This window comes from Thalassobacterium maritimum, assembly GCF_031127805.1.
GTDB classification, from domain to species: Bacteria; Verrucomicrobiota; Verrucomicrobiia; order Opitutales; family Coraliomargaritaceae; genus Thalassobacterium; species Thalassobacterium maritimum.
In genome coordinates, this window is record NZ_JARXHW010000006.1 from 111,676 (window position 1) to 128,445 (window position 16,770).

Annotated in this window: 10 protein-coding genes; 2 read left to right on the forward strand and 8 right to left on the reverse strand. The window is 52.1% G+C overall.

Features of this window, described 5'->3' with window-relative positions; translation table 11 throughout:
- Window positions 1-85: 85 nt before the first annotated feature.
- The 5 genes from QEH52_RS04395 to QEH52_RS04415 all read right to left on the reverse strand — a co-directional run bounded on the left by QEH52_RS04395 (window position 86) and on the right by QEH52_RS04415 (window position 11,781).
- Window positions 86-2,656 carry a hypothetical protein gene (locus QEH52_RS04395; RefSeq protein WP_308948850.1) on the reverse strand — a complete coding sequence of 857 codons (2,571 nt, stop codon included), beginning with the start codon at window positions 2,654-2,656 and terminating at the stop codon, window positions 86-88.
- 204 nt (window positions 2,657-2,860) lie between these two features.
- A complete protein-coding gene (locus QEH52_RS04400; protein WP_308948851.1) occupies window positions 2,861-6,196 on the reverse strand; it encodes a hypothetical protein in 3,336 nt (1,111 codons plus the stop codon).
- Window positions 6,197-6,442: 246 nt separating this feature from the next.
- Window positions 6,443-9,340, reverse strand: a complete 2,898-nt coding sequence (locus QEH52_RS04405) for a right-handed parallel beta-helix repeat-containing protein (RefSeq protein ID WP_308948852.1) — start codon at window positions 9,338-9,340, stop codon at window positions 6,443-6,445.
- A gap of 85 nt (window positions 9,341-9,425) precedes the next feature.
- A complete protein-coding gene (locus QEH52_RS04410) occupies window positions 9,426-10,802 on the reverse strand; it encodes an extracellular solute-binding protein (protein ID WP_308948853.1) in 1,377 nt (458 codons plus the stop codon).
- Between the two features lie 217 nt (window positions 10,803-11,019).
- Entirely contained in the window at window positions 11,020-11,781 is a 762-nt protein-coding gene (locus QEH52_RS04415) for a PEP-CTERM sorting domain-containing protein (protein WP_308948855.1), read from the reverse strand.
- Between the two features lie 176 nt (window positions 11,782-11,957).
- On the opposite strand from QEH52_RS04415, the gene QEH52_RS04420 reads away from it, so the two are divergent.
- A complete protein-coding gene (locus QEH52_RS04420; RefSeq protein WP_308948856.1) occupies window positions 11,958-12,479 on the forward strand; it encodes a hypothetical protein in 522 nt (173 codons plus the stop codon).
- 34 nt (window positions 12,480-12,513) lie between these two features.
- Here the strand turns inward: QEH52_RS04420 and QEH52_RS04425 are convergent, their stop codons facing one another.
- Both QEH52_RS04425 and QEH52_RS04430 read right to left on the reverse strand, forming a co-directional pair.
- The gene (locus QEH52_RS04425; protein ID WP_308948857.1) at window positions 12,514-13,458 is read right to left on the reverse strand and encodes a metallophosphoesterase; all 945 of its coding nucleotides are present in this window, start codon (window positions 13,456-13,458) and stop codon (window positions 12,514-12,516) included.
- 18 nt (window positions 13,459-13,476) lie between these two features.
- Window positions 13,477-14,709 (reverse strand): SufS family cysteine desulfurase, encoded by a 1,233-nt coding sequence (locus QEH52_RS04430; RefSeq protein WP_345785443.1) that lies wholly within the window; start codon window positions 14,707-14,709, stop codon window positions 13,477-13,479.
- A 134-nt stretch (window positions 14,710-14,843) separates the two neighbouring features.
- Between QEH52_RS04430 and QEH52_RS04435 the strand changes: the two genes are divergently transcribed.
- Window positions 14,844-15,521 (forward strand): hypothetical protein, encoded by a 678-nt coding sequence (locus tag QEH52_RS04435; RefSeq protein WP_308948858.1) that lies wholly within the window; start codon window positions 14,844-14,846, stop codon window positions 15,519-15,521.
- A gap of 91 nt (window positions 15,522-15,612) precedes the next feature.
- Here QEH52_RS04435 and trpS read toward each other — a convergent pair whose 3' ends face one another.
- Entirely contained in the window at window positions 15,613-16,674 is a 1,062-nt protein-coding gene (trpS, locus tag QEH52_RS04440) for a tryptophan--tRNA ligase (protein WP_308948859.1), read from the reverse strand.
- Window positions 16,675-16,770: the final 96 nt, after the last annotated feature.

A 16,770-nucleotide genomic window follows, 5' to 3' on the forward strand; every position in this document is an offset into this window, starting at 1 on the left:
GCTTACGGATGCAACCGAGCACAAGCCGTCGCACTTGTCCGCCGTAGCTTTGCGAAGGAGGAAGCGACGACGCCACGAAGCAGTGCTACTGCACGTCCGCGCGCACTGTAATCGGAACCGAGAAGCCGTTCTTAAAGCGCACTAGGATGGTCGCCTCGTTATCTTCGCCCGCTTCCAACTGCCCGCTCTGTAAACTAAAGCTGAGTGATTGTGTGCTGTGGGCACTTAAGCTGCCTTTTGCGGGAGTGACTTGAAGCCAATCCACGGTGTGATTCATGCGCACCTCATACTCGAGTGACGTTTCCAGATCACCAGCGCTCAGCACCACCTCAACGGGGCTAGATGCACCGTCCGCACTTCCCTTTAATTTCACGACATACTTGTCTGCGCTCACAGCAATCGGACGAATCGGAAACAAGGAGCTGCTGCCAAATTCAATCGCGCCTTGGTCCGGAGCACTGCCACGAAATTGATCCGCAAAGTTCAATAAAGCGATGCCGTCATCAATGCCCGAGGAGTCACTGGCTAAGCGAAAGTCCCCTGCCTCTGCGTTGATAAAAGTGGGCGCTGCATCCAAAATGCCGTTTGGCTCTTGCCCTGCTGCGTAGTTCACTGTCGCACTCGCCTGCCCCACAGTGGACAGATTATCATAGTCGAAACTATTCCACGCGTTGGCACCCGGATCGGAAATCGTGCGGCTATAGTCGGGGTGGGAATTCGTGGTTTGTATGATGTTATTTCGGCTCTGCGCTAGAAACATCGCGCGATTGCTATCGCGACCATAGCCAACCCCGGTCAGGCCGTTGCCTTTACCGATGATTGTATTATTAAAGAAGTAGCTCTTGCCCTTGGAATAGGTATCGCCGCCGCCCAGCTTCACCATCGAGAAGCAGGCATTACGATCATCTCCCAAATCGAAAATCAGGTTTTGATACACGTAGGACGGCCCCACGACACAGGGGGTTAAACTCAAACCGACAAAGCAGTTCTCAATACGGTTGCCGAAGAAACGGGTGTTCATTTGACCGCCGTCCATCTCGGTGGAGTCATCATTTGCGAAGGCCAGCATGTTGCCATAAATGTCGCTATCTCGGTAAAAGGAGCCGCGCGCATTCTCATTGTTCTCTCCTTCGATCACATCATTCCAGCGAAGGTCATCACTGCCGATTAGATCATTATAACGCACCACGAAGTTACCTTTCATGAGCTTGGTTTGGGTGTCGGCAATATTGCGCACATAGATGGCACTCGGCCCCGCGGGGTGACTGTAGCCGCCCCAATTATTGGCTCCGCTGCGCGGATCGTGCATATAACAGCGCTCCACGGTAACGCGTGAACTCGCATCCAGATAGACGCCCGCATCCTTATTGATCGCGCGGTTCATGCCGCGTTTCATATCCGCCTCAGTCTCATAAGCAAACTTGCCATCAGTAAAGTTGGGCTTGCGCGCCCAACCGGACATTTCGCAATCAACGATGCGGATTTGGTCGGACATTTGCACCTGCACGGCATGGCGTCGTCCGCCCTGAATGCCGATGTTTTCAAAAATCAGATAACTGCTATTTACGATTTTCAGTGCAGCCTCGTCGTCATAGCCACCGTCAATATCCGCAGTGCCGGTTCCAGTGATTTTGATCCAGGCATCCGGCTCACCGTGCATACTCTCAATCAGCAACTGGCCCCCCTCATAGAGACTCGCCACAGTAATCGTCTGCCCAATCGGCGGTGAGTCCTCCCATGTGCTCACCGTCGCGCCCGCTTCGTCGAGCTTGACGCCATCCGCTTCCAGCACCACCTGCACCTCGTAATCGCGGCCCTCATTGAGGCCCACGATACTGCTGCGATACTCGCCACGCTCCGCATCGAACTCAGGGGCAAAGGACTCATACCACTGCGTGCTCCCCGCCTCGCGGTAATACACATGTGCCTGTTCGTTGGCCACCTGACTGGCACGGCTAACATAGACACTGATCGACTCATAAGTGGAGACCAGCCGCACCGGCAGGTTGGACAATTCATAGAGGTGCACTTCGTCGAGCAAGAGTTTCGCGTCGCGGTTCCCCTTAGGAAAGGCCACACCGATGCCGACAAAGGCGGCCTCTTCAGGTGCGAGCTGATACGGACTTGAAAATTCGCGATACGGTGCCGTGCCGCGCAGATCGATCAAGGTGCTGGATTCGCCCAGACGGGTGCTACCGTCGGCGGCATAGAAAGTAAACGAAACCGTCGGACTGATCGAAATATTATCGGCCGCCGCTTGCAGCGACAACTTATAATAAGTCCCGCCCGAAATCGGGATTAACTTGTGCGAATATTTCAGAAAGAAATGCACGCCGTTCAATCTCAGCGCCTGATCCCCTGCTGCCACCAGTTCCGTTTCCGCTTTAACGTTTCCCTTCCAGTCCGAAACGCCCTGCTCCATCCCCGCATCGGGCGTTAAACTGGTGAGCTCCTGAGCAATCAACTGAGGCGAAAGAAATTCTGGAGTGACTGCGACTGCCGTTGTTAGTGCCTCTGCGCGCTGCACAAGCTCAGGAGTCGCGACGTTTTCACGATCTGCGCCCTCTTTGCTGTTTTCTGGGGAGCATGCGACGAAGGAGAGACTCAGACAGCACAGAATAGCACATGTCAGTCGACGGTTCTTTTTATAAATCATAATTACACGGATGGGAGACAATAGGCCACAGAGACCACCTAAGGCACTAGCAAGAAGCTCGACGTGACTATGTCAAGAAGAAGCATTACTCACACGGTATTGATATCCCATGCCACGCATAGGATGTCCCCCATTAACTTAAAAGCCGCGCAGACGTGAATGTCTACGCGGCTTCGTGTCACTCAGATCGCCCCCTCAACTGGGCTACTGAACTTCTGCACGCACCGTAATCGGCACAGAAAATCCGTCATCGAAGCGCACTAAGATCGTGGCCTCTAAACTGTCGCCAGTGCTCAGCCCAGCGGTCTGCAAACTGAAGCTTAAAGTCTGTGTGCTGTTGGCACTCAAGCTGCCGGTTGCCGGCGTCACTTGCAGCCAATCCACCGTATTGTTCATGCGCAGTTCATACCCAAGCGAAGTCTGCAGTGCACCGGTCGACAGCACCACATCCACAGGTGTGGATGCACCTCCAGCGATTCCCGTCAATGTGACTACATATTGGTCAGCACTCACCGCGATCGGACGGATGGGGAACAATGAACTATCGCCATGTTCGATGGCCCCTTGGTCGGGAGCGGCTCCGAGGAACTGGTCCGCAAGGTTTAACAAACCCAGGCCGTCATCAATGCCGGACGAGCCACTAGCGAGGCGGAAGTCCCCGACTGCGGCGTTCACAAAAGTAGGCGCATCATCAAGGATACCGTTGGCCTCTTGCCCCGCGGCATAGTTTACAGTCGCGGTGCTCTGCCCGACTGTCGACAAGTTGTCGTAATCGAAGCTGTTCCAGGCATTGGTTTCCGGATCCGAGATCGTGCGACTATAATCAGGGTGCGAGTTCGTGGTTTGAATAATGTTATTTCGACTCTGCAGCAAGAACATCGAACGATTGCTATCACTACCATAGCCGACTCCGGTCAAACCGTTGCCCTTGCCGATGATCGTATTATTAAAGAAGAAGCTCTTTCCTTTGGAATACGTATCCCCGCCACCGAGTTTCACAATGGAATAACATGCGTTACGATCATCCCCGATATCAAACATCAGGTTTTGATACACATATGTCGGGCCCACCACATTGGGTGCCAAGCTCAAGCCTACAAAGCAGTTCTCGATACGGTTGCCGAAAAAACGAATGTTCATTTGTCCCCCGTCCAACTCGGTCGAGTCGTCATTCGCGAAGGCAAGCATGTTGCCATAGACATCGGTATCTCGGTAGAAAGAACCACGCTCGTTCTCATTGTTCTCGCCCTCGATCACATCGTTCCAGCGAATCTCATCACTGCCGATCAAGTCATTGTAGCGCACCACGAAGTTGCCTTTCATAATCTTCACTTGGGTGCCTGTGATGTTGCGCACATAAATCGCACTCGGGCCGGCAGGATGACTGTTGCCGCCCCAATTATTGGCCGAAGTCCGTGGGTCATGCATATAGCAACGCTCCACCGTCACACGTGAACTTTCGTAAAGAAAGACACCGGCATCCTTATTAATGGCAGAGTTGATGCCTGCATTCATATCAGACTCGGTTTCATACCAATACTTGCCATCGAAATAATTCGGCTGGCGGGCCCAACCTGACATTTCGCAATCAACGATGCGAATGTGATCCGACATTTGCACCTGCACGGCATGGCGACGTCCACCTTGAATTTCGATGTTCTCAAAGATCAAATAGCTGCTGTTCAGAATTTTCAATGCCACATCGTCCGCATACGCACCGTCGATATCGCCAGATCCGGTTCCGGTGATTTTAATCCAAGCATCCGGCTCGCCATGCATGTTTTCAATCAGCAGCTGGCCACCACTATAGAGACTCGCCACGGAAATAGTCTGCCCGATCGGGGGCGAAGCGTCCCAGGTGCTCACAGTAGCGCCTGCCTCGTCAAGCTTCACGCCATCGGCTTCTAGCACAACTTGCACCTCGTAATCGCTGCCCTCATTCAGCCCCACAATACTGCTGCGATACTCGCCGCGCACTGCATCAAACTCCGGCGGATAGGCTTCATACCATTGCGTCTCGCCGACTTCACGATAGTAAACATGCGCCACTTCATTGGCGACCTGTGCTGCGCGCCCGACATACACACTAACCGATTCATAGGTCGAGACCAAGCGCACTGGCAAATTCGACAATTCATAGAGATGCACTTCATCCAGATAGAGCTTTGCGCCCGAGTTACCACTCGGAAAAGACAGGCCGATTTTCACATAAGCGGTGCCGACCGGCGCGAGGTGATATGGGCTTGATGCCTCGCGGTAAGGCGCGGTCCCTTCGACATCGATCAGCGTGCGGGATGCATCTAGCTTGGTTGTGCCATCAGCCGCATAGAAGCTAAACGAGATCGTTGGGCTCACGGCGATCGCCTCAGCGGCATATTGTAGCGCAAGCTGATAATAGCGGCCCTCCGTCGCAGGAATCAAATCGTGTGAATAGCTCAAAAAGAAATGCTCCCCGTTAAAGCGCAGGGCTTGTGCGCCTGCCGCAACCACAGTCGTCTCTGCATGAACATTGCCATTCCAATCCGACACGCCGTTCTCCATGCCAGGGTCCGGCGTCAAACTCGTCAGCGCTTGATCAATGAGCGCGGGAGAGGCAAAGCCTGAATCCACCGCATCGGTCGTAATCACGACATCATCCAAATAAGTGGTACCACTTCCGGGCTGTGCGGCGGCAAAGTAAAAGCGCGCAGATTCAGCCCCCACTGGCGGCTGGATCCCATCTGCGAAATAAATCGCATAGTCGTTGGTTCCAGTCAATCCGAGCAAATGGTCGCTGGCAATTTCCGCATCCGCTGCATCGTAGTAGCGAATTTGAAAGACCCCCTCGGAGGTGGTATTGTCCGAAGCGGCAGCAAAGGACACGGTGTATTCAAGCGCTGGATCGCAGTCGAACTCATACCAAGACTGCTTCCACCAAGAGCCATGCTGTAAGACCGATGCAGAACTGCCCTCAAATGCATTGCTGTCCAGACTTGCATGCCCTTGATACCACCCCGTGTAGCCGTTCTCAAAACCACCGTTGCTATTCACGATGACCGCCTTGTGCTCAAACAGATCGCAATACAAGTCATCAAAATAGACGCTGCCATAGCTGGAAGTGCCCTTGCCTACAAACAATTGGAAGCTGGCGTATTCAGTCCCACTAGGGACCACAATTGATTCCTGTAGCAAGGTCCAATCCTGGTCGCCTGAAACCTCTCCAGCACCGACCGATGAAATTGCTTGATCGCTGGAATCATAAAAGGTCACGCGTAGGCCCCCTTCCCCCACTACGATCGCCTCACTTTTTAAATAGCCGCCGAAGGACATGATCTGCCCTCCTTCACAATCCACGGTTTGCGAAATAGTGCGCCAGAAATACAGTTGATCGATTCGGCCCGATTGCGCGCCCGCGTAGACCTCCGATGTTTCCACCTCAATGCTATACCACTGAGAGCTGCCCGATTCAAAGCCGGGATTTTGTAAGACTTGCTCCGCAGAGCTCAGTAAGGGAAGTGCACACAGGGTAGCGGTTAAAACAACCAGACAACGGTCAATCATAGGATTCCTTATTTATGGGGTTCTATTGAATCACGTTTGCAGAGTAGTGAGCGCTTAAACATGATACGGGGAAGCCGAATCTAATAACACACATTAATAAAGAACAAGCACCTTTGACGTAGTCACGGTAAGATAGACAAAAAATTTACTTACACACAAAGTAGCCAGAGGGAATCCCCCTCTGGCTATATGCATACAAAACCGAAGTGCTGGCTAGCGATCTAGCTCGAAGGCTTCGAAAAAGAACTATTCTGGAAGCAAGCGTGTGCGACTGATTGCAAACCGTGCAAACTTGGTAAAGTTCTCACGACCACGAATATAAATCGTATGCTTACCTGCGGCTAATTCGATCTCGCGGGGATACGCTTCATTCATAATGGAAGCAGTCTGCCACGACCAGAGGCCCGGAGCAGAAACCCCCAAATCCCAATACTTCGGCTCGCCATCGTTGACCTGCACGTAGCAGCTATCGTGGGCAGGCGCGTTCGGTCCAGGGACTGCGATCAGCCCGTGCAAATAGTAAGTGCCTGAGTCAGGCACTTCGAAATCGATCCGAATCGAGGCCTTAGAGGCCGCGTCGCGTGTATCGGGCGCTTGTAAATAAGGAAGCTGCGGCGCTTGCGGATCTGCGGCGACCACAGTCATGCCGACTTGCTCCATATCCACAGCATTGAAATACTGATAATCAGGCGCTGCCAATCGCACCTTCGCTTTAACAAAGGAGGTTCTATTATAGCCCGCGTCCGTGCGAACTGTGACGGCTCCCTGATAGTATCCATCCCGTTTGACGTCTGGGTGAATCGATAGTGTCACTGCATGCAATTCACCATCGCAAGGACCCGTGTTCGGCTCGTATTGCAACCATGCGTCGTCGCTCATCACACGCCAGCGCTTGCCAGTCGCTACAGGCGCTCGCACATAGAGCGTGTCCGTCTGAACGGCAGCTCCATTCAAAGTCAGCTCCAACTGCGCCTGCAAGGGCAACAAAGAGACTCCTTCTGCACGCACTGGGAATTCTGGACCGGCTCCGACGGGAATCGCTCCAATGTCAGGTGCCTCACCAGAGAAATCTTCGTTGACCGTGAGCAATTTTAAACCGCGATCGATCGCCAGTGAGTTTTTGGAAAGTCGATAGTCACCGGCCGCACGATTCTTAAAGGACTCGACTCCCACGACACCATTTTGCTGCCACTGTGGCAGTGGTGGATCCATCGAATCTGGGCGCAGCATATCGTAATCAAAGTCACCCTTCGACTTCTGAGGCCACATCAAATCCCCCGCTGCAAACAGATTATTGCGTGTAAATATAGGGGTGGGGCCACTGCCCCAATTGCTGCCTCGCAAGCCTCTTCCATGACTATAAATGGTGTTATGGAAAAAGTAATTGATGCCGGGGTCCTGCACTTTATCGCCGCCGACTTTCAAAGCAAAATTGGTCATCCCACGCTCATCCCCCTCAAGAACGATCAAGTTATTAAAAATATACGAAGGCCCAAAGATGGTGGGTGCCGTGCTGACGCCACAATAGCTGCTCTGGATCCAGTTATTGAAGAAGCGGATATTCATCTGCCCCCCATCGAGTTCCACGCCATCGTCATTGCTAAAAAACATGATGTTCCCCTCAAAATCTGTATCGCGATAAGGGCCTCCCTTGGGCTTATCATTGTAAGCCCCTTCAATCGTATCGTTGAAGCGGTGCGACTCGCTACCGATCAGCGAATTATTCCGAATCACGTGATTGCCCTCGGAGTTAAACAAAATAATTGAGGTCGGCCCATGCGGGTGCCCATATTGCCAAGAGGTCGCATGCCCACGTGGGTTGTGAATGTAATTGTCGGCAATCACCACACGCTCAGCGCCCACCGAAACACGCACTCCACCTTGTAAATTAACTGGCTTGCCAGCCTCATCGACAAAGAACGGTCCTCGACCCCAACGCTTATTTTCCATTTCGGTGAAAGTGCCGACCTGGCCCCAAGATGAAATATCACAGCGCAAGATTCGAATATCCGTGGAGTCTTCGATCAATACAGAATCTTTGATGCCCCCGACAATCGTGAGATTGTCTAGGATCACATGATGCACTCCTTTTAAAACAACCGCATGCGTCGCACGCTTATCAACGTTTAAAGTCGAATGACGCGTCGGATCACTGGTATAGCGGATCCAACCATCAGCAGAGCCGCTTTCGGTAATCACCAAGGGCTCGGTGCTCTCACCGGCAGGCAAATAAATCGTCTTCGCGATCGGCAGCTCATAAGTCCAAGTGCGCACCGTTGTATAGGCCGGGGCAATAGCTTCTTTCAGGCTCGGATCTTCCAGCCAGGTTTTAATTTGATACTCCGTGTCTGCTTCCAAGTTGAGTAAGCTCGAGCGCAATTGCTTGGTCTTCGCCTGCCACTGCATCGGCAAGGATGCACGCCAAACACTTTCGCCCTTCTTACGATAAGCACTATGCCCACGCGTGAACTGGCTCATATCACCAGAGACATCCGCATAGAGACCAATCGAACTAAATGTCGAGACCGCTGCTAAGTTAACAATACTGGGAGCCGTACGCACGCGTTCGGAGGCTGGAATCACTGAGAGGTCAGCAAACCACAATGAATGTCCAACACTTGATTCACTCTGCTTATAGCGCAGTAATACCTGAAAGGAATCCGCCTCTCCGACTTCAAACTCACGATCCAGCTCTAACCAGTTACCACTGCGCTCACTAATGTTAATCCGTTTGATTTCCTTCCGCCCCTGATAAAGCTTTACCTGAATCATACCACCAGCTGCGTTATCAGACTTCATCCAGCCTTTCAGATATAAAATCGATCCAGGCTCAACCGCAGCTTTGGAAGAGACCACTTGACCTAAACCGGAGCCTGCTCCTGCGATATCTATTCGCAAACTGGATGACAGCCCCCTGGGCGCTTCTGCAGGATCTAAGCGGATAGACGCCCTGCCTGAACTCGCCAATTGCCAGCCAGATACAGTATCTCCGTCCCACGCAGTAAACTGGCCATTGTGCACATACTCAACTGCCGCGGCTGTAGATGCAGATACAAAAATAAGTCCAAGTAAGCCAGCTAGCATTACTAGCCACTGATTATAGCACCTACGCGGCGCACGAAAGCCATCTTGCAATCTATTCATAGATTGAAAAAGCAACACCCTACGTGACATAGTCAAGGGCGAATCCTGATACATCGCTGAATTTCAACTCCAAAGCCGAAGGCTTCTATGGGCGCTTCCGACGAGAAAACACGCTCTGCATTTTAGCGCCACGTCGCCCTTCGGAGCAGATGCCTAAAATCGTGCGGGCCGCCTGAGCTAACTCGCCCAACCCCTCTTCAATATCGATCTTCTCTTCTAAAATTTGAGAAATCCCCTTCAAAACCAAAGCCCCAGGATAAGGTGGATGCAGGTTAAAATTAGTCGAAATCTTCGTAATTTCAGAAGCAAACAAGGCATCACGCGGATCATTGATATCCAAACTCTTAAAAGCGGAGCTCTTACGAATCGGGATATTGTGCTTTGACTGCCCGATATAGTCCTGGACTCTCGCAGAAAGCATCTCTCGAACGTAGCGCTTAGCCAATTCAGGCGAAGAGCAGGACTTCCGCACGCAGACTAAATCAGTCGCCTGAGCCGAACAATCCACGCCTCCCTCAAACAAGGGCATCGGTACAGTATTCCAGTCATCAAAGCCGGAAGGAACGATAAAGTCCATATGGTGACGACCTGAAATATGCATGCCAGCCTCCCCGCGCACGAAAGAGCGAATCAGCTCATCCTCATCATATTCCTGAGTCCCAACAAGATTCCCCAACTGACGACAAAGCCGCAGGCCCTCCGCCACACGAGGGCTGTCTAATGTGACAGGATCTTCTGCGCTAGGATCAAACAGTCGCCCCCCAGCACGCACAATAAAGTTCATAAACATGTGCTCCCGTGGAGAGTAATTGATAATTTTATCGGCTGGCAGAATTTTCTTCAATTTCCGAACACATTTCAAAAAATCCGACCAAGTCCAGCCCGCCTGCGGCCGCACACAGCCCGCTTTCTCGAACAAAGTCGGATTGTAAAAAACAACCCGCGGCGAAAAAGCGAAAGGAATGCCCACCATTTGGCCATCGATTTCAAAAGGTGAAAATGGCTCCGTAAAGAAATCGTCTCGATCCGGGAAGCACTCCTCGAAAATCTCAGAGAGGTCCATGTAATCCTCATACTGAGTCAACAAATGAGTCGTCGTCCGCAACTCAAGCGTACCTTTCCTAAAGGCAAACGAACTTCGCAAACCAGGAATCGAGTCCGAGACCAAGCTCAACATTCCATCAATCCAAGGAAATTGCTCCACAGGATTATACACGCAAACGTTTTCAGGTAAAATGCGCTCTCGCCAGTCTGGCAACACGAAGGCTCCCTGCCGTGAGCGTGTGTGCAAGACACCATTCTGGCATAAAGATTCCACCGCATGTTGTACCTTTAGGAAAGAGATCCCCAGCGTCTCCGCAATCTCACGTGCCGGCGGCACACGATCGCCCGCTTGTATCTCAGAAGATTCAAGCATGGATAATATATAATTACGGACGATCGAAACTTTGCTTTTAGTCATAGCGGAAATTACAAAATAGAAATAACATCCTGTGACTAGGTCAACCCGCATATCCACGAGTCATAACGGCATAGGGCTCACGATCTCGCAGTCACTCTTGAGCGAACTCTCCTAGCTGACGACATAGAACATCCTTCCGGACGCACATAAAAAAGCCACGGAGATGGTGAGTCTCCGTGGCCGGCAAAAACTGAAATTTAGATCAGCAGCGATTCGCTTACTTCCGTCGGCGCATCGCGACAGTAGAGAGCGCAGCTAGACCTAGCAAACATGCATAGGTTGAGGGCTCAGGCACTACGATGTCAGGCGTAAAGTCGAATTGAAACTCACTGCCATAACCTGTTGCTGAACCTGCAACAATAACTTGGAAGCTGCTGACATTAGCAATACTTGAAAAATTGGCTGCCGCTTGCGGATTTGCTTTATCTGGATTTTCTCCTTCAGAATTAGTTAAACCGATGAAACCTGCAGTGCCAGGAGTGAGTTCCTTAAGTTGTGTGCCTTCACTCAATGTAACACCAGTGAACTCAGTATCACTCACAGAAAACTCCTCAGAACTGTCGATATCTGATACCTGCATCACAAAATCTAGCTGAAGTGGTGTGAGAAAGTCAGAGTCTTCGTAAAAGCTGAATGTATAGGTCGCCGAACGCTCACTGCCGCCTTCAATCAAGATGCCAACACGATCAGAGTGACCTTGGCCTGTAGTGATACTATGCTTGAGCAAATCAGGCGTATAACTATCAAGAGTCACAGTCAAATAAGCAGTGGACGAAGCCATGGTGCTAGTGTCCAGCAAACTGAGCTCAAACTGTGCCTGAGCTCCATTGACGGGATCCACAACACTTCCTCCTGGCTCGACGGTGCCCACATTAGGTGGCACAACACCAACAATGTTGATTTCGAAGGCTGCATTAGCACAGCTGCATGCTGCCAATGCGAAAACTGTGGTAGTCACTGCTTTTCTTGTAAGTTTCATGTCAATTCCGAATACGTATTAAATTTGCGCGCGCCTAGGGTATTTACCCCCAAGTGTGGAGTAAGTCAATCGAATAAACCCTTTATCCCGCATATTGGACAAATTACAGCCATTTTTTCTTAAGAAAGTATAGATTGATTCGCCAAATGCGCTCACGCTACATATTTTAGCCATTTATGAAAGAAATGCTCATCGATATTTTCACACATCCCTTGGCGATTGGCCTGTGCATCGGACTAATTGCATGTTTGATCGTTTGGCTGCGTTCTCTGGGAAAATTACGAAGCGAACGCTCAGCGGCAGCGGCGCAGGCGAATCGCTTGAACCAGGAAATCAATACTTTAAAGGGGCATTTGCACACACAAATGGAGATCACTGCCAAGGGCAATGAGTCGCTCAAGGAAGAACTGGTCGCCCTCCAAAAGACCAATCAAAATTTAAGCCAAACGATCGGAGCCTTGAAGCAAAAGCCTGGCCGCGTAGAGATTCGCACGCTGCACCTATATGAAAAAGCAATTCGCACAATGAACGCGCGGGCGCCTGGCTTCAGCTCTGCTTGGGAAAGTGCAATCAACGAAGCGGAAGCGGAAATCAAACAAGAGGAATCCGGCATTATTGGCTGGATTCGCAAACCCTTCATGTTTCGCAGCTCTGGCTCCACCGAGCTATTGGGCGATGCTGAAAAAGTCACAGAGTAACCAGCGAGGCGTGGCCTGCTCTAGCACCTATAAATCAACCACAACGTAGGGTGTGTAGCGTCACTTCCGAGGGGCAATTGAGTCGGGCAGTTAAACCACTAGCCCCCGTGCCGCGACTGGTATAGCCCTGCAGAGTGCCCTCGCTCCATGCGCCGGCCAACAGATGGCGCGGCGAACTGCCGTCGTGCATCAAAATGCGCCCACCGGGCAGGCAAATTTGCCCGCCATGCGTATGGCCTGCCATCAGATAATCGATCCCGTGTGCCGCAGCAGTGGCATAGGTCTGCGGCGAGTGTGAGAGTAAGACCTTGGTCGCCTCGTTCGGCACCCCGCGCAGCGCACGCTCAAAACAGTGTGTTTTATAAAAATTGGGATCGTCGATGCCGATTAGATACAGCTCAGCTTCTCCACGACGCAGTATAACATGTTCATTCAGCAAAAAACGTATGCCTGCGGCCTCCATAGCGGGCACCTTGGCCAGGCAATCGTGATTCCCAAGGATCGCATATTTAGGCGCCTCCACCTCGGAAACGATCTCAATCGTCGCTGCGGTAGCGCCTGAATGGTCGCCAAAGATACAGGTGCGAAAGTCTCCTGTCAGGGCCAAGCAATCGTAATCCAACTCTGCGATCACCTCTTTCACCCGTGCCGGGAAATCGGGATGCAAATCGGCGTGCAAATCGGTAAGCTGTAAAATGGTATATCCATCGAACTCCGCCGGCAGATTCGCCAGCCGTACTTCCTGCCGCATGACTTGAATATCAAAATAATTGCGCATCGCACGCTGCCAAAAACCGCTCATCTTCAAGCAGAAGCGAATGGCCGCATAAGTATTGAATTTATGTTCAAAGCGAAAGATCCCCTTGCCCTGCCCTTCACCGCGCTTGGCACGCATATGTGCTTCAGCAGCCAGACGTGCCTCAAATTCGGCTTCGCCTAAGCGGGCTGCATAAGGTTGGAGGTCTTCAATTGAGCTCATAGCAAGCGATTAAATGCATTAACCGAAGAAGCGTTGCATCTTAGTCACCGCAGCCACGAGGCGATCCACATCTTCGAAATTGTTATAAAAGGAAAACGACGCCCGCGCGGTGGCGGGCACCCCAAAGCGCTTTAATAATGGTTGCGTGCAGTGGTGGCCAGCACGCACAGCGACGCCATCAGCATCTAGAAAGGTGCCAATGTCGTGCGGGTGAATCTCATTGATAACAAAAGATAAAATGGAGGCTTTGTGCTGGGCAGTGCCGATAATACGTAGGCCATCCACCGCAGAGAGCTTTTCGGTGGCATCCAGTAGTAAGGCATGCTCGTGCGCAAGTGCGCCTGCTCGGTCCAGGCCGTTGACATAGTCGATCGCTGCGGCAAGTCCGATGACGCCTTCAATGTGGGGCGTCCCCGCCTCAAACTTTCCCGGAATACCTTTATAAGTGGTGCCCTCGAAATCAACGCGTTCGATCATATCGCCCCCACTTTGATAAGGCGGCAGGCGCTCCAACCATTCGCGCTTCCCCCAGAGCACACCGATGCCAGTGGGACCAAACACTTTGTGCCCGGAAAATACAAAAAAGTCACAGTCCAAGTCAGCCACATCGACTGGCATGTGAGGCACCGACTGGCAGCCGTCCAATAAAACTGGAATGTCGCGCGCGTGCGCCTCCGCAATCAGGGCTTTGGCCGGATTAATCGTGCCCAGAGCATTGGACACATGCACGAGTGCCACCAGCTTGGTGCGCTCGGATAGCAACTCTGAATAGGCGACTAAATCGAGCTCTCCGGCATCGTTGACTGGCACCACCTTAAGCACGGCACCGGTCTTTTCCGCCGCAATTTGCCAAGGCACGATATTGGCATGGTGCTCCATGTGGGTGATCAAGATTTCGTCGCCCTCAGAGAGTTGGGTTTCGATAAAGCCATGCGCCACCAGGTTGATGCCTTCCGTCGCACCACGCACAAAGATGATTTCGTCCGACTCGGGTGCCGCGATAAAATGGGCCACCTTCGCACGTGCCGATTCATAAGCGTCGGTCGCTTGCTCACTGAGATAGTGCACCCCACGGTGGATATTGGAATTCTCTGCACGGTAATAGCGATCAATCGCTTCAATCACCGAAGCAGGCTTCTGCGAAGTAGCTCCATTATCCAGATAGCTCAAAGGCTTCCCTCGAACTGTAGTCGATAAGATAGGAAAGTCTGCGCGCACGCGGGCGAAATCAAATGTCGATATATTCGTCACAAGTAGAACTCTCACTCCTAGCGTGAGAATCTCAACTTAAAAGGTAAAAGATGTATCGAGACCAATCAGGCTCAAAAACGGAACATGCCCCAGATTGAGTTGGCCTTTCCCCCAGAATCCGCATGACTTAAAGCATGCGACATGGAACCGAAGGAAAAATTATAGGCATGCTGATCGGCCTCACTGCACTGGTCGTGGCCGCAGTGCTTGGGCTTTCGGTTTATTTCTCAAGTTCCAGTATCCACAGCTTGCTGACAGAGAATCATGCGCTCAACCAAGCGATCAGTAACCTGACGCAAGAGGAACAGATCGGCTTTGCCACTGTGCTCTCGCAGGATACGGATGCGCTCGGACAAGTCTCCACCAAGTTCAAATTTGTGCAAACGGCCGCGGGCAACCCGAAGGAAATCGTCGACGAGCAAATCTACACCATTGCAGGCGATGTGGTGCACTTCGATGCTCTAATCATCAAATTCAGCGATGCGTACGTGCGCTCGGGCAAGGAGCGTGCGCTCTACCTCTGGCGCCGGATCTACGGCGAGCAGACCGCCCCCGAACAAGGCGCCCCGATGGCAGTGCCCGAAAGTGCCCCCGAGCGTTACTACGCAATCACAAAATCCTTAAAGCTCTCGGACCGTGAACTCTTCTGGCAAGCGATCTGGTCTTTGGCCAATGATCCGCAGCGTTTAAGTGAATATGGCATCACTGCCGTATTCGGCAATGCGATCTACACTCGCATGGAAGTGGGCAAAGTTTACTTATTCAAAATCGGCGCCAGCGGCCAGATCTATCCAGAAATGCTGGAATTTTAAATCCGACGCAAGCACGCAAGCTCGCAAGCAGCCCTCGATCCCCGATCAGCTGGGGTCGAGCGGCATCACCACCACCCGCCCCCGGCAGCCACTATCTAGGACGCTCGACGAAGCCAGCCTTGCGGTAGGCTTTGCCCAACACCTTATAGGCGCGCTTCTGTGCCACGGCGGCTCCATCCTTGAGAACGCTCTCGAGGTAGGCCTTATCGGCAATCAATTCTTTATACTTTGCCTGCACGGGCTCAAGCACGCTGATCACGGCGTCGGCGACCTCTTTTTTCAAGCTGCCATAGCCTTCGCCTTTGAGAGATTCCTCGATATCGGCGACCGTGCGACCACTCATCGCTGAGTAAATTTGCAACAAGTTAGAAACGCCAGGCTTGTCCTCGCTGGCCACGATTTCGCTGCCTGAATCAGTCACAGCACTCATGATCTTCTTCTTCAGAGCGGAAGGCTCATCCAAGAGATAAATGGTGGCATTCTGATTATCATCACTCTTAGACATCTTACGCTCTGGATCCTGCAGCGACATGATGCGTGCGCCCTGCTTTGGGATAAAGGCTTCGGGGATCGTAAAAGTGTCCGAGTAGTTATGATTAAAGCGCTGCGCAAGGTCGCGGCACAGTTCCAAGTGCTGACGCTGGTCGTTGCCGACCGGCACCGCATCGGCATTATAAAGCAGAATGTCGGCCGCCATTAGCACTGGATACATCAGCAAACCCGAATTGACCGAGGCACCCGCACGCGCGCCCTCGTGAGTAAATTTAAGCTCATTCCCCTCGCCCACATTAAAGCCCAGCTTCGCGGCTTTTTCCTTGAACTGAGTCATGCGCTGCAGATCGCCGATCGGCGTGATGCAACTCAGCAACCAAGCCAATTCGGTGTGCCCGATCACGTGTGATTGGACAAAAATATTCGAACGCTCTGGATCGAGGCCACAGGCAATGTACTGCGCCACGCACGACAGCGTATTTTTGCGCAGCTCGGCGGGGCTATATTTCACCGTGATCGCATGCATGTTGACGACACCGAAGTAGCATTCGTAGTCATCGAGCATGGTCGTCCAATTCTTAACCGCACCCAAGTAATTGCCGAGGGTTAATTGCCCGGTCGGTTGTGCACATGTGAGAATGACTGGCTTTGCTTCGCTCATAAGCACTCGATTGACGGCAGCCGCGGCGCGCTTGTCAACCCAACTTCTTCCGTAATATGAATGAGCTTTGCGCGCCCCGTCGAATTCCACGCGGCT